Below are 19,692 nucleotides of genomic sequence, written 5' to 3'. Positions count from 1 at the left end.
ACGTGCGGAGCGATGGATTGCTTCGCTTCGCTCGCAATGACGTCTTCCCAATAGCGTGCTTCACCCCCGCCGCTTCGCATTGGCCGCGATCGACAGCAGCGCGCGCTGTGCGATCACGGCGGCGAGCGCGGCCTGCTTGCGCATGTCGAGCGCTGCGTTCGCGAGCTGATCGATCACATTCACCAGCCGCGGCGGAGTGAAATTGCGCAACGCGATCTCGACCATGGGCTTGCGCGAGAAGTGCAGCCGCGGAAATCCGCCTTCGAGCACGGTTGATGCCGGCGCGCCGTCCGCGATTGCGAGCGCCGATTTGTGCAGCCACGCCGCCTGGCGCTGCGCGGCCGAGATGATCACGCCGGGATAGGTGCCGGCGACCATCGCCTTGGTGAACTCGGTCTCGACCAGCGCGGCGTTGCCGGCGAAGGCGCCATCGACGATCGGATCGAGTTTCAGCTCGGAGGCGTCGGAGACCACGGTCATGACGTCGTCGAGCGTGATCTCGCCCTTGCCATGCGCGAACAGCGCAAGCTTGCGCAGCTCGTTGCGCGAGGCCATGCGGTCGCCACCGAGCAGCGACATCAGCACCGCGCGCGCATCGCCCGCGAGCCGCAGATTGGAGACGCGCAGCTCGTCCTCGATCAGCTTGGTGAGGTCGCGTTCGGTGTCGGGATAGCAGCCGATCGCAACCGCATTCTTGGCGCGCTCGCAGATCTTGCGCAGTGGCGATTCCGGCCGCAGTTCGCCGGCCTCGATCACGATGCGGCAATCCTTCAGCGCGGGGGTCTCGGTCAGCGTCTCGACGCCGCTCGAAAAATTGCGCGAGCCGGCGCGGACGCGGATGGCGCGACGGCCGCCGAATAGCGGCACGGTCATGGCTTCATCGACCAGCCGCGACGGCTCGGCGGCGAGCTCGTCGCCATCGAGCCGCACCAGCGAGAACGGATCGTTGGGATCGTCGACGGCGGAGGCCATCAGCGCGTCGGCGCGCTCGCGCACCAAGCCTAAGTCCGGACCGTAAAGCAGGATGATCGGACGGCCGGCGTCAGGCCGGGCGAGGAAGCTGTCGATCTCTTTTCCGCGAAGTGCTGCCAATGCGGCGATCAGGTTCCGGTGGCGAAGAAGGAGGCGAGCCGGGTCTGGATGTTGTCGGCGATCTCCTGCGCGGCGCGGTCCTCGGCGTCGCGGAAGGCGCGGGCGCGGGAGTAGCGCTGGTAGGAGCCCGGCATGTCATAGGACACGCGCGAGAACGTGGTGCCGGTCATCACCGACTTGTTCGACGCGATCTCGACCAGGTTGAACTGGGCGTCGATGCCGTAGTTCTCGCTGGTCGGCAGCGCGGTGGTCGGGTCGAGCATCAGCGAGGCGCGGTTGGTGGTGAAGCGCAGCACCAGCCGGTGCGTCGGCGGCACGCCGGTGGCGGTGCCGTAGAGCTTGAAGGCGAGCGCGTTGCGGACCTCGACGCCGACCCGGGCCTCGCGCGAGGCATTCGGCTTGTCGACCGGCGGAACCTCGACGGCCATCAGCTTTTCGCGCAGCGCGGACGACGACCCGTCGAGGGTGCGCTCGGCATACATCGGCTGGAAGCATCCGGCCGTCAGCGCGGCCAAGGCGGCCACGGCCACCAGCCGGGCGGCGATCCCAATCCTAGCCGACAACATTGACGATCCTCATGGGCACCACGATCACCTTGCGGACGGATTTGCCGCCCAAGGCGGCTTTTACCGCATCGAGCGCCAAAACGGCAGCCTCTATATCCGCATTTTGCGCCGCCCGTGGCACGGTAACATCACCTCGTTTTTTACCGTTGACCTGGACGACCAGGGTCACGCTGTCTTCGACCAGCAAATCGCGTTCGATTTGCGGCCAATCGGCCTCGGAAACCAGCCCTTGCTGGCCCAAAACCACCCAGCACTCCTCGGCCAGATGCGGCATCATCGGCGAGAACAGCTGGACCAGGATGGTCGCGGCCTCTTTCACCGCCCAAGAAACATCTGGAACCACGTCCGGGGCCGGCTTGTCGCCCTTCGCCAGTACCTCGGCCAGCGCATTGGCGAACTCGCGGATATGGGCGAGACACACGTTGAAATGCAGCCGTTCGATCCCGGACGACACCTTGTCGAGCGCGCCATGGGCGGCCTTGCGTAAGCCGAGAGCCTCGGGTCCGAACGTCGTCGGCCGGCTCGCCGGCGCCGTCTTGGCGATCTCGGCCGATTCGTTCACCAGCCGCCACAGCCGCTGCACGAAGCGGGCGGCGCCCTGGACGCGTTCGTCGCTCCAGATCACGTCGCGATCCGGCGGCGAGTCCGACAGCATGAACCAGCGCGCCACGTCGGCACCGTAGCTCGCGATGATGTCGTCGGGGTCGACGGTGTTCTTCTTCGACTTCGACATCTTCTCGATCGGGCCGATCTCGACGTCTTCGCCTGTCGCCAGCAGCACCGCGCGGCGGCCGTTGCCGCCAACCTCGATCTTCACCTCGGCCGGCGTCACCCAGCTGCCGTCGGCCTTCTGGTAGGTCTCGTGCACCACCATGCCCTGGGTGAACATGCCGGCGAACGGCTCGGTCATGTCGATATGGCCGGTCGCCTTCATCGCGCGGGTGAAGAAGCGGCTGTAGAGCAGGTGCAGGATCGCGTGCTCGACGCCGCCGATATACTGGTCGACCGGCATCATCCGGTTGGCGACCGCGGGCGTGGTCGGCGCCATCTCGTTCCAGGGATCGGTGAAGCGCGCGAAGTACCAGGACGAGTCCACGAAGGTATCCATCGTGTCGGTCTCGCGCACCGCCTTGCCGCCGCACTTGGGACAAGTGACGTGCTTCCAGGTCGGATGATGGTCGAGCGCGTTGCCCGGTTTGTCGAAGCTGACATCCTCCGGCAGCGTCACCGGCAGCTGGTCGTCCGGCACCGGCACCACGTCGCAGGTCGCACAGTGGATCACCGGGATCGGGCAGCCCCAATAGCGCTGGCGCGAAATGCCCCAGTCGCGCAGGCGGAAATTGACCTGCCGCTCGCCGACCGGCGCGTTGCTGCGCAGCTCGCTCTCCAGACGCTTCGCAACCTCTTCCTTGGCCTGCTCGATGGTCATGCCGTCGAGGAAGCGGGAATTGATCATGCGGCCGTCGCCGTCATAGGCGGTGTCGGTAATGAAAAACGTCTTCGGGTCCTGGCCCTCGGGGCAGACCACCGGCACATTGCCGAGGCCGTATTTATTGACGAAGTCGAGGTCGCGCTGGTCGTGCGCCGGGCAGCCGAAGATCGCGCCGGTGCCGTATTCCATCAGCACGAAGTTCGCGACATAGACCGGCAGCTTCCAGTTCGGGTCGAACGGATGCACCGCCTTGATCCCGGTGTCGAAGCCCTGCTTCTCGGCGGTGTCGATGATCGACTGCGCGGTGCCGATCTTCTTGATGTCGGCGATGAACTCGGCGAGCCTGGGATTCTTCGCGGCAGCGGCCACCGCCAGCGGATGATCCGCCGAGATCGCCATGAATTTTGCGCCGAACAGCGTGTCCGGCCGCGTGGTGAAGATCTTCAGCTCGCTCTCGCCGGCCGGCGTCGTCGCGGAATCCAGCGCAAAGCGGATCAACAGGCCCTCGGAGCGGCCGATCCAGTTGCGCTGCATCAGCCGCACCTTGTCGGGCCAGCGGTCCAGACCGTCCAGCGCCTCCAGCAGCTCCTGCGAGTATTTCGTGATCTTGAAGACCCACTGGCTCATTTCCCGTTGCTCAACAACGGCGCCCGAGCGCCAGCCGCGGCCGTCGATCACCTGCTCGTTGGCGAGCACGGTCATGTCGACCGGATCCCAGTTCAGCTTGCGCTTCTCGCGCTCGGCGAGGCCGGCGCGCAGCATGTCCAGGAACATCTTCTGCTGATGTTTGTAATAGCTGGGGTCGCAGGTCGCGAATTCCCTGCTCCAGTCGAGCGACAGCCCGATCGACCGCAGCTGCTTCTTCATCGCGGCGATGTTGTCGTAGGTCCAGGCCTTCGGCGCCACCTTGCGCTCGATCGCGGCGTTCTCCGCCGGCAGGCCGAACGCGTCCCAGCCCATCGGATGCAGCACGTTGAAGCCCTTGGAGCGCATGAAGCGCGCCAGCACGTCGCCGAGCGTGTAGTTGCGGACATGGCCGATATGGATGCGCCCCGACGGGTACGGGAACATCTCGAGCACGTAGTATTTCGGCCGCTTATCGTCGTTCTTGGAGGCGAAGATCGCCTTTTCGTCCCAGGTGGCTTGCCAGCGGGGTTCGGATTCACGGGCGTTGTAGCGTTCGGCGGTCATGAAATCGCAAGGCTTTTGGTGGCTTTGGGTGATTTTCGGGTCCCATCCGGGGACGGCGGACTAGGCCATAAAATCGCCCATGGGGTCAACGGCTTGGGCCCCGCCAAATGCTGATTGTGAGGGGTGCGGAATGCGCGTCTTGATGATGCCGGCCTGGGCGGGTGAGGGAGCTCCCGGATCCCCATCCGGTGTCGTCACCCGGCTTGACCGGGTGACCCAGTACGCCGTGGCCCATCGGCTCAGTTACGAGTGCCTCTGGAATACTGGATCGCCCGGTCGAGCCGGGCGATGACAGCGCCATAGGAGGCACGATTTCGTATCCTCGCGACACGTTTTGCCCGAGTTTTGCCGTTCGTTCCACCCTCTCCGTCAGCAGAGGGCGCAGGGAAAGTCGGGCGCCGATCGCACCCATGGGTCCGGCGCAACAAGAAGCACCGGGGTAGGGCCACAGGTGAAACCGGAAGCATCCCGGCTTTCCCTGCGCGATGGGTTACGGCTTATACGTGCTCTCCCCGGCGAGACTGGGCTTGCTTGTCACCGCCATCGCAAAACGCGTTCGCATCTTGCGAGAGGACACCTGCCTCTAGGGCGTCAGGACCACACTATTTCACCGTCCGCCTTGGCCCACGTTCGTCGCGTGCACCTCGGCGTCCACCGCATCCCACCGCAACGTTCGTGACGATCGCGAGCGCCCCTCAATCGGGTGAGACGGAGGATTCATACCACTGAGCCCTTACGATAAACCGAAATATTTTTGCTGCGGGGGCTTGCGCCGTCGGGCAACTCAGCGCTAGGGGGCTGTCCCATCCATCCGCATTCCGGGGCGTGCGAGGCACGAAGCTGGCATCCGTTGGGCCGCAGAACTAGGACACGTACTCGCAAATGAGGCGTCTGCCTTACCCATCAAGAGGCGACACAGAACCGATCTGGATGCGTGTCGGCCTTGGGTCAATTGCGATCATCAAGCAAACATTAATTTGCGCGGCCGCCATGCCCCCTTGACCTAGGTCAATACTCTCCGCCCGGGTTTACCTTGCAGGTAGCAACCAACAGTCGGAGCGACTGCACTCTTGGCCTTGTGTGCAACACCGATGAGGGAGCTGTAGATGGGTATCCTTGACGAGCTAATTGGCGGTGGGCAACGCCAGAAGGAGTACCGGGATTTCGTTGATCGATACGAACAAGGAGACCCGTCCCAAGGCTACTCCGATCAAGAGGTTCTCAAGCGGTATGGTGATGTGTCACACGCCGTGCCGCCTGACCAGTACGCGCAGGCAGCGATAGTAGCGTTGGGCAAGCTTTCGCCGGAAGAGCGGGCGGCGTTCGTGAAGATGCTGCAGGAGCGAGCCACGGCGCGCGGCGTGGCGCTACCGGGACAAGTGGCGCCTGAACCGAAGGAACTGGGCGAGGTGCTCACCGATCTGCATGGGAAGCCCGGTCAGCTCCGGGATATTCTCGTCAGTGGCGACGCCCAGCCTCAAGAGCAAGCGCAACCGTCGAACCCGATCATCGACATGCTCGCGTCCCCGCAGGCAAAGGCCGTGCTCGCGGGCATCGCGGCCATGCTGGTCAAGCGTGTCATGCAAGGTTCATCTCGAACCGCGTAGCGCACGCGTGAGGCCCACAAGAGACCCGCAGCATCTGCGTTGGGCGGAGATTGGGCCAAGGTCCGGTTGGGGTCAAAAGCCGCCCTTGGTACTAAACCGGACAGCGTTCGCTCTTCTCCAATGAGCCGACGCCACGAAGGCTAACGGGACCTTCGGCTATGGGCCATCAACGGGAGTGCACATGGGTAAGCCATACCGTCCTGCTTTCGCGCCCTGTTCCTGCTCTGGGGCCGCCAGGCCGCGATCCGTTCGTCGTGTATTCACGGCGGACAGGTTCCATTGATTTAGATCAATCGTGGCCGACACCCTCAGGGTGCACATGCGCCCCGGGGCAGGACACGGAGATGATGGCGCGGCAGCGACGCTAATCAATCTGGTGTCGACGTCCTGGTGACGACGTTCGACCCAGGTTCGCTCCTGCGCGATCTGCCTGACGCAATAGGTGCGGAGGAACGACCGGAGATTAAGCCTCAGTCCCGACTCACTTCACAACACACCTCACAATCAAAATGGAGAGAATGCCATGGCCGCAAATCTCGTTTCTGTTGTGATGCAATTCCTGGCCCCTGACATGATCGCAAAGATCGCTTCTGTCTTGGGCATCGACCGCAATGTCGCGCAAAAGGCGATTGGCGGCGCCATCCCCGCACTGCTTGCCGGCTTGGCGGACGTTACCGCCACTCCCCAGGGAGCCCGCCAACTCAGCAGCTCGTTGGCCCAGCAACAACCCGGATCGCTCGACCTTCTCAAAAGCCTGATCGGTGGTTCGGGCCAGAACGACCTCGCGGAAACCGGATCCAACATGCTCTCCGGTCTATTCGGCGGAGGAGCGCTGGACACAATCGCACAATCGATTGGCAAGTTCGCGGGAATCGACGGCCAAGCCAGCAAGTCATTGCTCGGCATGCTTGGCCCGGTGGTCCTCGGGACGTTGGGCCAGCAGCAGCGCAGCGCCGGCCTGGATACGAACGGTCTCGCCTCGCTTCTCGGCTCGCAAAAAGATCAGATCGTCGCGGCGATTCCGTCCGGCCTCGCCGACCATCTGGCCTCTGCCGGCCTCATCGACAGAGCAGCGGGAGTTGCGCGTAGCGGTGCTGCGGCAGCTTCAGCCGCCGGGAGCGGAATTGCCGGAGCCTCGGAGCGGACCATTGCCTCGGCCAGCCGGGCAGCTCAGGCCACGACAAGCGCAGCGTCGTCGCAATTGCCCTACTGGTTAGTGGCGGTGGCCATACTGGGTGCTCTCGCCTGGTATGTCTTCCAGCCAAGAACTGAAACGGTTGCCGAGTTGCCGCGTCCCGCCGCAGTGCAGCCTGGGACTGCAACCGTGGGCCTCGCTCCATCAGACCTGACGATTGGAGGCGTGAGTCTGACGAACAAGGTCAACTCGTCCGTCGGCACCTTGAGATCCGTGCTGCCCACGATCACGGACGTTGCTTCCGCCCAGGCGGCCATCCCCAAGCTCCGGGAAGCAACAGCCCAATTGAATGAAGTCAGCGACCTTGCGGGAAAGCTCAGCCCGGAAGGAAAAAGTGCTCTTGCCAAGTTGATCGCAACAGCAAAGCCGACCATCAACCAGATGTGTGACAACGTGCTGGCAGTGCCGGGTGTTGGTGACGTTGCCAAACCCACGATCGACGAGCTTCGCCGAAAGATCGAAACACTGTCGCGATCCTGATTTCGCTGATGTTGAGCCGTGTGCCCAGAAGCGTGCGCTCAACGGCGAAGGATGATTCACACATACGCATCAGGAGATGACCAATGGCAGACAAGACGAGCTTCACCAAGGATGAATGGACGCTGCTTCTGAAGAGCCCAATGATTGCGGGAATGGCCATCACGGCCGCCGAACCCAGCGGGCTGTGGGGCCTGCTCAAGGAATCATTCGCTGGCGGCGCCGCATTGAGCAAGGCTGCGACCGACTCCAACGCCAACGGCCTCGTGAAAGCGGTGGTCGCCGATTTCTCGACCAGCGAGGGGCGAAGCGCCGCTCGCGATGGCCTGCAGGCGGAATTCGCCGGCAGCAAGCCCCCGGAGATGAAGACTAAATCAATCGATTCATTGCGCCAGGTCTCGGCATTACTCGGGGCCAAGGCGCCGGGTGATGCAGCTGCGTTCAAGGATTGGCTACGTCAGATCAGCCAAAGCACCGCCGAAGCCTCGAGCGAGGGCGGCAGCCTGTTCGGTGGAGGCGTTCAGGTGAGCGACGCCGAAAAGGCAACCCTGGCCGAGATATCGAGCGCGCTCGGCGTCTAACGACAGGTCCCAATGTACCAGAAGCAAATCCCCGACACCGCGCGCTGAAGGGAAAGGGACGTCAGCCGCCTGGCGCCTTCATGTTGACGATGAATTCAACGGGCGCGTCGGGGGCCATGCCCGCGACGCCTTTGAAGGATGCGTGCAAATCCTTCCAACGGACCGGGCCGTTGGCTGCCTGCAGCGCAAAAACAACGCGCTTCCTTGAGCGTTCAACGCGCACTTCGACGAAGCTTTGGTAGAAGGGCGCATGATTGAAATCGAAGATGCCTGACAGGGTTTCGGTTGAGACGGGCCATGCGCCAAAGCGCTTGATCCAGGCCCAGACCGGTTGTTTCCATGCCGGAGTTTCGGTGTCGAGTTTGGCGCGGACGGCATCCGGACCTGGATAGAAAGCCCAGGTCTCTACCGGCAAGACATCCGGCCACCCAAGTGCGCCGCCGATGCTGAGATACGCTCCGCCGCCGCCGTTGACGAAGTGATAGATCGGGCGCACGCCGCCCGCGACGTCTTTATTCTGGACATAGAACTCGAAGGCGTGGGTGTCGCCGGCCATCACGACATCGACGGCGGCGTTCTCAAGCGTTGCAAAAAGGGCAGAGAAGACGTCGTCGCCGGTGCTGGTATCCGTACCTCCTGCATATTTTGGGTGACCTGGAATAACCATGGTGAATTTTCCGCGCGCACGCGCCAGTGCGTCGGTCAACCACGCGCGTTGCCGATCGTCTATCGTACGCAGAATGCCCGTATCGATCGCAATCAAGGCAAAGTCCGCGGTCTGAATCTCGAAGAACGGACCCCGCTGCAGGCCGTTCTGAATACCGTAGAGTTCGCGAAGTCGCTGTGCCCGATCAACCAGCCGATCGATACGATTGGTGCCGGTACTGGTGAGATTGAGGTCAGTGTCGGCACGCGCCGCCAGCGCTGCGCGCGCGGCTTGCGGCTCCAGGAAGTTGGCGTTGAAGCCTTCCAGCGCATCGAACCAGTCATGGTTGCCCGGGATCGCATAAATGGGCTTCTTGAATCCCTTGAACGGAAGGTGAAAATTCTTCTCGTAATCCGCCATGGCGCCGGCCGGATAGATGACGTCGGAAGCAATGATGAGGAACTTGACATCGTCCCGCCGTCCGATCTCCAGGTAACGCTCGATCAGTGCGTATTGCGACGCATCGCCTTCGCCGGGATCGCCGATGACGATGAAGCTGAAATCCTGATCGTCGATTCCTGGCGGAGTCACCCGAAACAGCTTGTCGATTTTCCCGCCATAGGCCGACATGACGCCGTCGACCATGCCGGCACGCCAAGTGTCGACGCGCAGTTCGGCCATCTTCTGATAGAAAGCGCTCGCCCAGCTTTCCGTGTTGAAGTACCAGGTGAATCCCCAGATCGTGTTGACGGCAACAAACAACACAGTGAGCGGCAAGCCAAGGCGGATCGTCAAACCCACGGCTGAGGAAAGTGAACTTCGGGCGTCGCGCAGCGATGCTGCGAACGACAGTCGTGCATCGGTCCACCCCCGAACCAGACGCCGCGGCAAAGCTTGCAGCTTGACATCCTGTCCGGAGAACCGCAGCCGCCATGCTATTCGCTCGAAGGGACGGGTCAGGAGCCGCCAGCCCAGGCGCAGCGGTAGTACCAACAGCGCTCCAAACAATATGGCCATCAGGACATCCCCGACGGTGGCCACGACCGGAGAGATCAGACCGAGCCAGGTATCGCTGGATTCCATGCGGGCGAGGTGCACGACAAACAGCACCGCGCCCACGACCATCAGCCACTGCAATTCGGTGCGTCCCACGATGGGCGCGCTCGATGCACGGGATGCGAGCCCTGCGGCAAACAGTTCATGGCTGCCGAGGTTAAGCCTGTTATCGGGGTGCTTATTGGTCGCATCGGATGTTTGGTCACGCTCTCGCTGCTCCGTCGGCGCCACAAGCAGGCGCCATCCCGCCGAGGCGGCATATCCGGCGACCGCTACGCCGAGCGCGATCTGCAGACCAAGTGTTTTCCATACCCAAAAGCCGATCAGAGCCAGCATGAAGCTGGACAGACCGTTTACGATCGCGACCGTTCGCGACGTGCCCGATGGAGGCCCGAAGACCGCTTGACTGGCTTTTACGACGCCGTCGACCACCAGAAACGTCAGAAATATCGTGACAACACCAGAAGCAACCAGGGACGGACTGAGATACAGGACAAGGGCGGCAGCGGTCGCAAGAATGCTGGTGACATACGAAGCCGGATGGGTCCGAAGCTGCGGACTGGCAAGCGTCTGGTAAAGGTCGGCCATCGCAACCGCCAGCATGGGAAGGCCGAGGAATTGCAGGGACCAGGTGCCAACCGCGAACGGCGCCGCCAGCGCCAGCACGCCGATTACGACGAGCCCGATGCCGGCCGTCACGCGAGTAAGATGCGCGGACCAGTGCCGCATCAGCGAATGCCCATTTGCAGCATTTTCTCGCTCGCAAGCCCACCGGATGCACCGAAAAGTCTAGTCTGAGCGACCGTTGCGCGCGGCAATCTGTCCGCAAAGGAGACCCACTAACTCGCGTCGTCTGATTGCCGTGCCCACGGCCTTCGGGCCGAGCCTAGCATATTTCTCTGCCGAGATTCCGGCCGAATCTGCTTAAACACCTCGTCGCCAGATCGGATGAAAAAACGACGGTGGTTGCAGAAGCCAACAAGATTCGACTTCCGCTTCGGGTCAAAAGGCCGGCAACGACGACCGATCCAGGCAACTACCGCTTCGGCGTCAGAAATGGACCTTCACGAGTACGTGCCCAAGCGGTGGAATGGATTCGGTTGATCCGCCCTGCGCGGCGACACAGTCAACTCGCCAGCGCCATCCCGGCTTTATCCAGCGGCTGCACGATCCCGTGCTCGATCACGGCGTTGCGGCCGCGGCGCTTGGCGTAGCCGAGCACGGCGGTGCGCGCGGTCTCGCTGATCACTCTATCGGTCCGCGCGCTGCGCCGTCGGGAGTGTCGAACCTATTCGCTTCAAATTGCGCGGATCTCTGTTCGGTACTTTGTGAACGACGTCACATATCCGGCCGGCGATCGAATGTAACATCGGTGCCAGGGGCGCAGGATGAATTCGATCGACAACGCTAACGGCACCGAGCGTCCCGACTGCACACCCTCAGCGGTCCGTGCAATGGAGCGGGGCATGGTCGATCCATCAGTAGCTAAGCAGCTCGTCGAGGTCATCATCAAGAACTTGCCGGCTCCGGTCCCCGGGCAGCGGCCGGTTCACACGCTCGGCATCGGCGTGAAGGGCAAATTCGTGGCGTCGAATGTGGCGCGCACCTATTGCACCGCGGAGCATTTCAACGGAAAGCCCGTCGACGCGTCGGTGCGATTCTCCAACGGATTGGGGGGGCCGGAGCGGCATGATGGATGGTCCGATGTCCGGGGAATGGCGACACGTTTTCACCTGTCGGACGGGACGGCGAGCGACCTGATCGCCACGACGCTTGCCGAATTCTTCGTGCGCAATGTCGAGGAATTTTTCGGATTCTCGGAGGTCGCGACGCTCGCGCCGTATCAAAGAGAGACCTGGTGGAGCAAGCTTGGCGACCTTTTGCAGCTTAAGGTGCCTCGGCGCAACCCGTACCCGAGCGAGAAAAAGAGCGTCGATGCGGGAGCACTGCATTACGCCGACCAGCACCGGTTTGCACAGCTGGGAATATTTCAGGTCGGCCTGATCGGCGCGCCGGTGAGCTATGCCCGCGCGGCCTATCACGCCGTCCACACCTTCTGGGTGACGGCACCCAATGGCGTTCGCCGCCCCGTTCGCTTTTCCTGGCAGCCGGTCGCAGGCGTTTGCAACACCGATCCCCTCGCCGCGCCGCGCGACGACTATCTGCGCGCGGAGCTGCGAGACCGCCTGCGGCGGTGGCCGGCCCGATTCATGTTGATGATGACGATCGGCGAGGCGGGCGATGAGCTCAACGATCCCACAAAGCCCTGGCCGGGGACACGAATCCGGATCGCCATGGGGACCCTGACCCTGATCGAGGTGGCCGAAGATCAGGAAAAGGCCGGCGAACGCATCAGCTTCAATCCCAACCGTCTCGCGCCCGGCATCGAACCCTCCGAGGATCCGATCCTCAAGGCCCGCCTGGGCGCCTATGAAGCCTCGCGTGAAATGCGCGGCGGGTGTCCCTTCAAGTGGAGGCCGGATGATGCCAAGTGATGCAGGTGTGCTCGATCGTTTTGTGGACTGGTTGCCCACGACCCTCTTCTTCAAGCGCGCGGCGTCATGGATCCTGGTGCCCTACTGGGCGCGAAAAACGCCGGTGAAGCCCCTGCCCGGTGGTCCCCACGCGTCGTTCCAGCACGGTGACAATGTCCAGTGCATGATGAATCTGATCATGCCGCTCAAGGTCAAGTCGCCGATCGGACGAGCGGAAGCCGCGCTGGCGATCGCGCAAAACAAGGATGCGATCTATGCCGGATTGAACAATGTCGGCACGGTGCACTTTGCCCGTTTCGTCATCGTCGGCGACAACATTTGCATGTTCTCCGTCTATGACGGGGATTTCACCAATTACATTCGTGACTTCATCGCCACGATCGGCAGCGTGTTCGATGCCGTGGTCGGGCTCGTCGAAGGCGGAGATGATGTGATCCCTTGCGAGAAGAATGTCGACGCGTTCATCCAATGGGTGCACGAGCGCGACCTGTACCAGGTGCCGGACACCGCCACCGATTTTCTGAGGGATCAGGAAGCCTTGAATGGAGACAGGGCCGTATCACCCGTCAATGACGATCTGACCCTGCTGCCGCGCAAACTGGTGCTGCAGCTTCGCGCCAATCCGAACGTTTCGCTCGGCAGCGGCTACCGGGCCTATCCCGGATTTTCGGCGGCTCAGGTCCGCGAACGATTGGAGCTAGGCTGGTGAGCGCCATGATCAACTTGGCTGATCTGCAGGGCAACATCTTGCGTGGCTACACCAAGAAGCCGTACGTGCGCTACCTCATCCTGGAAGTCGCCGATCGCGTGGCGGCCAGGCGCTGGCTCGCCGCCTCGACGTCCGGGCGCAGCGATGGTGTTCCGCAGATCACGAGCGGAGACTGGGGGGCAAGCAAGCCGGACACCTGTTTCAACATCGGTCTGACCTACGAGGGATTGCGCGCCCTCGGCACGCCGAGCGCTTCGCTTGAAATGTTCCCGAACGAGTTCATCGAGGGCATGACCGCCCGCGCCTTGAAGCTCGGCGATGTCGGACCGAGCGCGCCGGAAACCTGGCCGAAACCCTTCAACGAGCCCAAGCGGATCCATCTCATCGCGACGATCTACGCCGAGAAGGCCGAGCAGCTGGACGACGTCCAGAAGCGCGCCCTCGCCGACACAAGCGCCGTCACGCTGGTCGGCACCCGCGAGGGCTGCAGCTTCCCCGATGACCGCGTTCACTTCGGCTACCGCGACAACATCATGCAACCAAGGTTCGAGGGCATTCATGACTCGGATCGCTATGACGACGGACAACCCAGGGCTCCGCTCGGCACCGTATTGCTGGGGCATCGGACCAACCTGGAAGGTTTGATGTGGCGGGTTCCTCAGCCCGAAGAGTTGGGACACAACGGCACCTTCAACGCCTTTCGCGTGCTGAAGCAGGACGTCGCAGGCTTCGAGGAATATCTCGATCAGGCCGCCGACGAATTGCTCAAGGACACGCGGGCCGTCGGCGAATTGCTGCCGCCCGGCGCTGAAGCGAAAATCGGCCAAATCCTCTCGATCGAAGGCCTGACGCCTCACGGTGCCTTGCGCGAGATCGTCGCCGCCAACCTGTGCGGCCGATGGCGCGATGGCACGCCGCTGGCCCTCTCGGCGGACTTGCCTGATCCCAAACTGGTCAAGGAGAAGTTCGACTACGTGGGCGAGTCCCGTTGCCCCTACGGAGCCCATATCCGCCGGAGCAACCCGCGGGGCGGACAAATCGTGCAACGGGTGGCGAACAACAGCCGGCGCCTTGTCCGGCGAGGCGTGCCTTACGGGCCAGCCTATGATCGGACGCAGCCGCGCAAACCCGAACCGGAGCGAGGCCTGCTGGGCAACTTCATAGGGGCAAACCTCGGCGCCCAGTTCGAGGCCATGTCCTGCGATTGGCTCAACCTCGGCCTGCAGGATCCGCGCATCACCGGATCCAACGATCCGGTCACGGGCGCGAACGATCCGGCCGCCAGCTGGTTCGACTTGCCGCTCAAATCCGGCAGCACGATCCGGCTGCGGGGTTTGCCGCGATTCGTCAGTACCCAGGGCGGCGCCTACGCGTTTCTGCCGAGCCTCCGGGCGATCCGCCATTTGGGATCGCTGACGACGTAAGTCGCCCAAACAGGCCGAAGGCCATTCGGCTGCCTGTCCGCAGCAGAGTGTCGACGCATGACTTCGTCAGCGAGGGATTGGCTAGCTCAGCGTTCTCACCAGGTCATCAGCCTCACGCAGATCGCGGGACGTCTCCGCGGATGCAAATTTCGCTCGGGTCGAGATCAGCAGGTCTCGTGCCTCGGCGCGTCTGGATGCGCTCTCGCTGGCGCCGAGCAAGCGCGCGATGCTGATCGCCGTCCGCAATTCCCAGCCGACAGCCCCGAGCTTCCTGGCAGAGGTAAGCGAGCGTTTGAACAGGCGCATGGCAGCCCGGTCGTCTCGCAATGGTTCCTGGCACAACAGCGAGCCGTGGATCCGATCGATCTCGGGAGCAGCCCAGCGCTCGCCGGTTTGCTTCACCAGGGACGCAGCCGAAGCCGCGAAGCTTCGAGCCCTTTCGATCTGCCCGATCCGTCCGAATTCGGTGGCGAGCAGAATCCGATAGAGCGGCATCTGAATGCACCGATCCTCGACGGGTAGTTTTTCCAGCAGGCCGCACAGTTGCTCGAGCACAACAGGCGCAGAGCCTCGTGCAGCCAGCGCAGAGGTCGCCCATAAGGGACCGATGACCCGGTACATTGGATAGCCAAACTCATCAGCGACCTTCAGGCCGCGTTCGACGCTGGCAAGGTTGGCTGCAAGATCGCCTTCATACCAGTGATCGGACACGCCAAGAATGGAGGCGAATGCCAGCATGAAAGGATGCCCGATCTCATTGGCGAGCTGCCGCGCCGTCTCACAGCACTCTCTGGCGCGACCGGGCCGGCCCAACAGCCATTCGATGTGTCCGGAATAGACCAGCGACACGATCAATGGATCATGCTGATAGATCTGGACCAGCTTGCCGTGATCACGAGAATTGTAACGGGCGCTGATCAGAGCGGCGAGCTTGCTCGCCTGCTCCAGACGACCGAGAAAGAAATTGGCGATCAGGGCGGCGGTGTACGCCATGAGGGCGGCCTCGTCGTCGCGCCACTCCTCGGCCCTCCGGACAAAATCCTCCGCGTGCTCGAGGCCCTTGGTGAGCTCGCAGTTGACCAGCTTCGCTATGGCACTTCCCCACAGCACCGTCGCCTTCTCACGCGTGGTGCCATGGCTCGCGCAAAGCTTGAGTGCGCGACTGTAGGATCCATAGACGTGCGGATCGGACCACCCTGCGTTCGCGGTGTAGGCCATCGCCAGGTTGGATTGCAGCGCGATTTCAGCTTCGAAGCGCTGCTGTGAAGCAGGCAGCCGCGGAATCAGCGAGAGGCCTTCGCGCAGATGGGCCACGGCCTCCTTGGTGGCTGATCGGCGGAGCGCCGATTTGCCGGCCTGAAGCCAGGCCTCGATCGCTTCCGGAATATTGCCTGCGCGCGCATAGTGATAGCCGAGCACGGCGGGCTGACTGCTCTCCCGGATCGCGGCCTCCTGAAGCATCCATGACGCGACGCGCGCATGGAGCTCGCGGCGCTCCTCCTTGAGCAGCGAGGAGTAGGCGGCCTCCTGTATCATCGCGTGCCTGAACGCGAAGATGGCGCCTTGGGACTGCTCGACGCGATACACGATCTCTGCGCTCTCCAGCGCCCGCAACGCGAATTGCAGCGTTTGGTCTCTGCCTGGAAGGACGTTGAAAATACCTTCATAACTGAATTGCCTCCCGAACACGGAGGCGATCTGGGCGACACGCTTGGCCGGACCAAGGCGATCAAGGCGCTCCATCAGCGAGTCCTGAATACTCGACGGCACCAACGTTTCGGGCAATTTCCTGCTCAGCGTCAAACCGTCAGCAGTGCGCTCGACCGTGCGGGCATCGATCACGGCCCGCGTAAACTCCTCGATGAAAAGTGGCACGCCATCCGTTCTTGCAACGATCTGGCTGGTGATCCGGCGTGAGACGACATCGCCGCCTGCAACGGCTGCCACCATTTGCTCGCATTCGTGCGGTGCCAGCTTTTGCAGGGCAATCCGTCGAACTGCCGAGCCCGGCAACCAGTCTGCCTGGTAGTCATCGCGATGTGTGATCAGGATCATCACCCGCTCGCCGGAACAGCGAGCTGTTATTCGTCCCACCAGTTCGATGGTGGTTGGGTCGATCCACTGGACGTCCTCCGCGACAATCAGGATGGGCCGCTTGCGCGAGGCCGCGATGAGAACATCGATGAACGCCTGAAAAGCCCGGTCGCGCTCAAAGGGAGACCCGAGATCCACGGGTTCGTATTCCGAGCAGGCGGGTATCGACAGGACAGCCCCGTAGTAGCTCAGCGCGTTCGTGACGTTGGGGGCTTCTCTTGCCAAAAACGAGCGTAATTTTGCCAATGCGAGTTCTGCGTCGTCGGCCTCCTGGATGCCGGTCACGCGCCTGAGCCGCTCGATTTCCGGGGCAAGCGGCGTGTTGATGTGGAACGGCGAGCATTGCAGCGACACAACACCGCGGCGCGACGCATCAAGGGAGCTGCGGAACTGGCGGATCAGGCGCGACTTGCCGATACCGGGCTCGCCGGAAATGAGGCCGACGCGTCCTGCGCCCGCGACCGTCTGCTGCCACATCTCGGCAAGCAGCGCGCTTTCGCTGGCTCGGCTGATCATCGGAGCAAGAGGCAACCTCTGCGCCCTGTCGAACCGGCTCTCGCTGGGCGCAAGAGCTTCCGCACTCCAGGCGTCGACCGGCTCCTCCACGCCCTTGAGCGGTCGTCTGCCAAGCGGCACGTAGTTGAATGTTCCGCGGGTCAGCTCGTAAGTGCTCGCCCCGACCACGACACCATTCTCGCCGGCGAGCCCTTGCAGGCGGGCCGCGACATGTGCGGAGCTGCCGAACACTTCCCGCCGTTCGGGGGGCTCGCCGGGCACGCTGCCGACGACGACCACCCCGGTATTCACCCCGATCCGCACACCAAGGCGGACGAAGCTGCCATCCGACAGCGGAAACTGGTGGTCCTTGATCGCCGCGGCGACCGCCAGCGAAGCGCGCACCGCGCGTTCGGGATCGTTTTCATGGGCTTGTGGCACGCCAAAATAGGCCAGCAATCCGTCGCCAATCAGTCTGGCGATGTGACCGCCATAGCGCTTGATCTCCTCGTCGCAGATATCGCGGTAGGTTTTGATAATCGCAAAGAATTCTTCGGGATCGATGCGCTCACTCAGGGGTGTCGAGCCGACGATGTCGACAAATGCCACAGTCAGCTGCCGGCGCTCGGCATGCGCAGCCTCGCTCCCGACATTCGTCGGCAACCGGGTCCACTGAAGGTCGCCCGCCTGATCCGGATTCGGCAGGCTGTTCATGACGCCACCATGTTCTGTTTCCGCCGTACCTGCCAAGGCCAGATAGACGGCAAGTCCCCGTTGTCGCTGCCAATCCTGCGCCCAGGCAGCCGGTTCCACGGATAGAACACCATGTGCTCGCAGTCGTACAGCTGATTTTGCGCCGGAAAACGCTGCTTTGGAACGGCGATGCTTCCGCTTCTCTTGAGGGCGGGTCCATCACCGCTGCACGGCGATACAGTCAGCTCGCCAGCGCCATGCCGGCTTCGTCCAGCGTCTGCAAGAATCCGTGCTCGATCACGGCGTTGCGGCCGCGGCGCTTGGCGGCGTAGAGGGCGGCGTCGGCGGCTTCGATCAGGTCGCCGGGGCGCTGGGTGTCGTTCGGTTTTGTGGTCGCGACGCCGACGCTGACCGTCACAACGCAGTAGCTGGACGGTGCATGCGGCACGGCGAGGCCGAGCACGGCGGTGCGCACGGTCTCGCCGATCGCGAGGGCATGCGCGGCGTCGGTATTCGGCAGCAGCAGGCAGAATTCCTCGCCGCCATAGCGGCCGGCAAAGCCCATGGTGTCGGCGGCGATCCCGGCCAGCGTTTCGCCGATCCTGGTCAGGCAGACGTCGCCCTCGGGATGGCCGTAGGTGTCGTTGTAGAGCTTGAAGTGATCGACATCGATCATCAGGAGCGACAGCTCGCAATCATATTGCTGCGCCCGCATCCATTCGAAATCCAGCCGGCTCTGGAAGCCGCGGCGATTGGCGAGGCCGGACAGCGCGTCGATCGAGGCCATCACGGTGAGACGGTCATTGGACGCCACGAGCTCGCGCTCGCGCTGGCTGAGCTGCGCCGCCATCGCGTTGAAAGCGCGCGCCAGCGGGACGAATTCCGCCGGCAGCCTGTGCTTGGCGACGCGCGCCGACCAGTCACCCTCGCCGAATCGCCGCGCCATGCTGGTCATCAATTCGATCGGATGGATCACGAGCCGTTCCGCGCCGACGAGGGCACCCAACAAAACGAAAAGACAGACGAAGCCGAGCTGCAGATAGGCGGTGCGGATCTCGCGGCTGATCGCCGCCGTGACCTTGGCCTCGTCCATGCTGACGATCAGCCGCGACTGCGTTCCGGTGATGCGGGCGAAGCTCAGCGTGCGCTGGCCGCCGTCGGCTGCGGTGAACGACACCGAGCCTGATGGATCGTCATAGCTCAGCGCCTTCTCGGCAATCGCCGCCATCAACGGGATGGTGTCGAGCGAGCGGCCGATCAGGCTCGCATGATCCGCCGGTGCCGCGATCACGACGCCGGTCGAGTCGACCAGCACCGCCGACATGCCGGGCTGGCCGCCGAGATTGGCCATGATCTGGGACAGCCAGTCGATGTTGATGCCGGCGACCACGACGGCATCCTGCTCGGGATTGATCGCGGCCACCGGATAGGCCGCCATCATCATCGCCCGGCCATTGGTCCTGCCGCGCAGATAGTCGCTGAACACGAAGCCGCGGTTGTCTTGCGCCTTCTTGAAATACTCGCGGTCGCCGATATTCATCCCGACCTGGCTGTTGAGGGTCGAGCACTGCACCAGCCCGTCCCTGGAGACGAACATGATGCTGCGGATCCAGGGCAGCACCGTCGGCAGGCTGGCGCGCAGCACCTCGCAGCTCTGTGCGATGCCGCCGGAGGCACGGATATAGGCGGCGGATTTCAGCATGGTCTCGACCGAGGAGACCACCTCGCGCTGGGTTTCGGCGGCGTGCGCGGTCAAATTGGCATAGCCGGCGGCGGCCTGCGCGATCTGCGTTGTGCGGAAATTCTCCAGCGTGCGGACGCGATCGAGCATCAAGGGCGCGACCAGCATCAGCGCAAGCAAGGCCAGCCGGGTGCGAATTCCCAGAACCTTCTTGAGTTTGACGCGGTTGCGGTTGAAATTGACGCCCGACATTCTATT

13 protein-coding genes are annotated in these 19,692 nt (G+C 63.1%); 6 read left to right on the top strand and 7 right to left on the bottom strand.

The window, feature by feature from the left end; genetic code table 11:
- Nucleotides 1-60 precede the first annotated feature (60 nt).
- From holA to leuS, 3 genes are read right to left on the bottom strand one after another with little or no spacing between them, the layout of a single operon-like run.
- Nucleotides 61-1,092: a DNA polymerase III subunit delta gene (holA, locus tag K359_RS0120165; protein WP_029080966.1), complete on the bottom strand. Its 1,032-nt coding sequence runs from the start codon at nt 1,090-1,092 to the stop codon at nt 61-63.
- Between the two features lie 8 nt (nt 1,093-1,100).
- Nucleotides 1,101-1,658 carry an LPS assembly lipoprotein LptE gene (gene lptE, locus K359_RS0120160; RefSeq protein WP_029080965.1) on the bottom strand — a complete coding sequence of 186 codons (558 nt, stop codon included), beginning with the start codon at nt 1,656-1,658 and terminating at the stop codon, nt 1,101-1,103.
- On the bottom strand, nt 1,645-4,281 hold the full coding sequence (gene leuS, locus K359_RS0120155) for a leucine--tRNA ligase (protein WP_029080964.1): 2,637 nt from the start codon (nt 4,279-4,281) through the stop codon (nt 1,645-1,647). Before leuS ends, lptE begins: the two co-directional genes overlap by 14 nt.
- A gap of 1,106 nt (nt 4,282-5,387) precedes the next feature.
- Here leuS and K359_RS0120150 point away from each other — a divergent pair.
- The 3 genes from K359_RS0120150 to K359_RS0120140 all read left to right on the top strand — a co-directional run bounded on the left by K359_RS0120150 (nt 5,388) and on the right by K359_RS0120140 (nt 8,141).
- A complete protein-coding gene (locus K359_RS0120150; protein ID WP_029080963.1) occupies nt 5,388-5,888 on the top strand; it encodes a hypothetical protein in 501 nt (166 codons plus the stop codon).
- 523 nt (nt 5,889-6,411) lie between these two features.
- The gene (locus K359_RS0120145; protein WP_029080962.1) at nt 6,412-7,563 is read left to right on the top strand and encodes a DUF937 domain-containing protein; all 1,152 of its coding nucleotides are present in this window, start codon (nt 6,412-6,414) and stop codon (nt 7,561-7,563) included.
- 83 nt (nt 7,564-7,646) lie between these two features.
- Nucleotides 7,647-8,141, top strand: coding sequence for a hypothetical protein (locus K359_RS0120140; RefSeq protein ID WP_029080961.1), 495 nt, complete (start codon nt 7,647-7,649; stop codon nt 8,139-8,141).
- Nucleotides 8,142-8,202: 61 nt separating this feature from the next.
- Here the strand turns inward: K359_RS0120140 and K359_RS57305 are convergent, their stop codons facing one another.
- Nucleotides 8,203-10,572: a metallophosphoesterase gene (locus K359_RS57305; RefSeq protein WP_084518457.1), complete on the bottom strand. Its 2,370-nt coding sequence runs from the start codon at nt 10,570-10,572 to the stop codon at nt 8,203-8,205.
- A 397-nt stretch (nt 10,573-10,969) separates the two neighbouring features.
- Nucleotides 10,970-11,092, bottom strand: coding sequence for a hypothetical protein (locus tag K359_RS65830; RefSeq protein ID WP_256375168.1), 123 nt, complete (start codon nt 11,090-11,092; stop codon nt 10,970-10,972).
- A gap of 139 nt (nt 11,093-11,231) precedes the next feature.
- On the opposite strand from K359_RS65830, the gene K359_RS57300 reads away from it, so the two are divergent.
- The 3 genes from K359_RS57300 to K359_RS0120115 are packed head-to-tail and all read left to right on the top strand — an operon-like array spanning nt 11,232 to nt 14,471.
- The gene (locus K359_RS57300; protein ID WP_051346220.1) at nt 11,232-12,338 is read left to right on the top strand and encodes a catalase; all 1,107 of its coding nucleotides are present in this window, start codon (nt 11,232-11,234) and stop codon (nt 12,336-12,338) included.
- Entirely contained in the window at nt 12,286-13,047 is a 762-nt protein-coding gene (locus K359_RS0120120) for a hypothetical protein (RefSeq protein ID WP_156928575.1), read from the top strand. Before K359_RS57300 ends, K359_RS0120120 begins: the two co-directional genes overlap by 53 nt.
- The gene (locus K359_RS0120115) at nt 13,044-14,471 is read left to right on the top strand and encodes a hypothetical protein (RefSeq protein ID WP_156928574.1); all 1,428 of its coding nucleotides are present in this window, start codon (nt 13,044-13,046) and stop codon (nt 14,469-14,471) included. Before K359_RS0120120 ends, K359_RS0120115 begins: the two co-directional genes overlap by 4 nt.
- Before the next feature lie 81 nt (nt 14,472-14,552).
- On the opposite strand, the gene K359_RS0120110 is transcribed toward K359_RS0120115, so the two are convergent.
- Both K359_RS0120110 and K359_RS0120105 read right to left on the bottom strand, forming a co-directional pair.
- Nucleotides 14,553-17,873, bottom strand: a complete 3,321-nt coding sequence (locus tag K359_RS0120110; RefSeq protein WP_245284668.1) for an AAA family ATPase — start codon at nt 17,871-17,873, stop codon at nt 14,553-14,555.
- A gap of 121 nt (nt 17,874-17,994) precedes the next feature.
- Complete coding sequence (locus K359_RS0120105) at nt 17,995-19,686, bottom strand: diguanylate cyclase (protein ID WP_029080956.1); 1,692 nt, start codon at nt 19,684-19,686, stop codon at nt 17,995-17,997.
- Nucleotides 19,687-19,692: the final 6 nt, after the last annotated feature.

Source organism: Bradyrhizobium sp. th-b2, assembly GCF_000426785.1.
Classification (GTDB): Bacteria; Pseudomonadota; Alphaproteobacteria; order Rhizobiales; family Xanthobacteraceae; genus Bradyrhizobium; species Bradyrhizobium septentrionale.
This window is presented reverse-complemented; position numbering and strand designations above follow the sequence as displayed.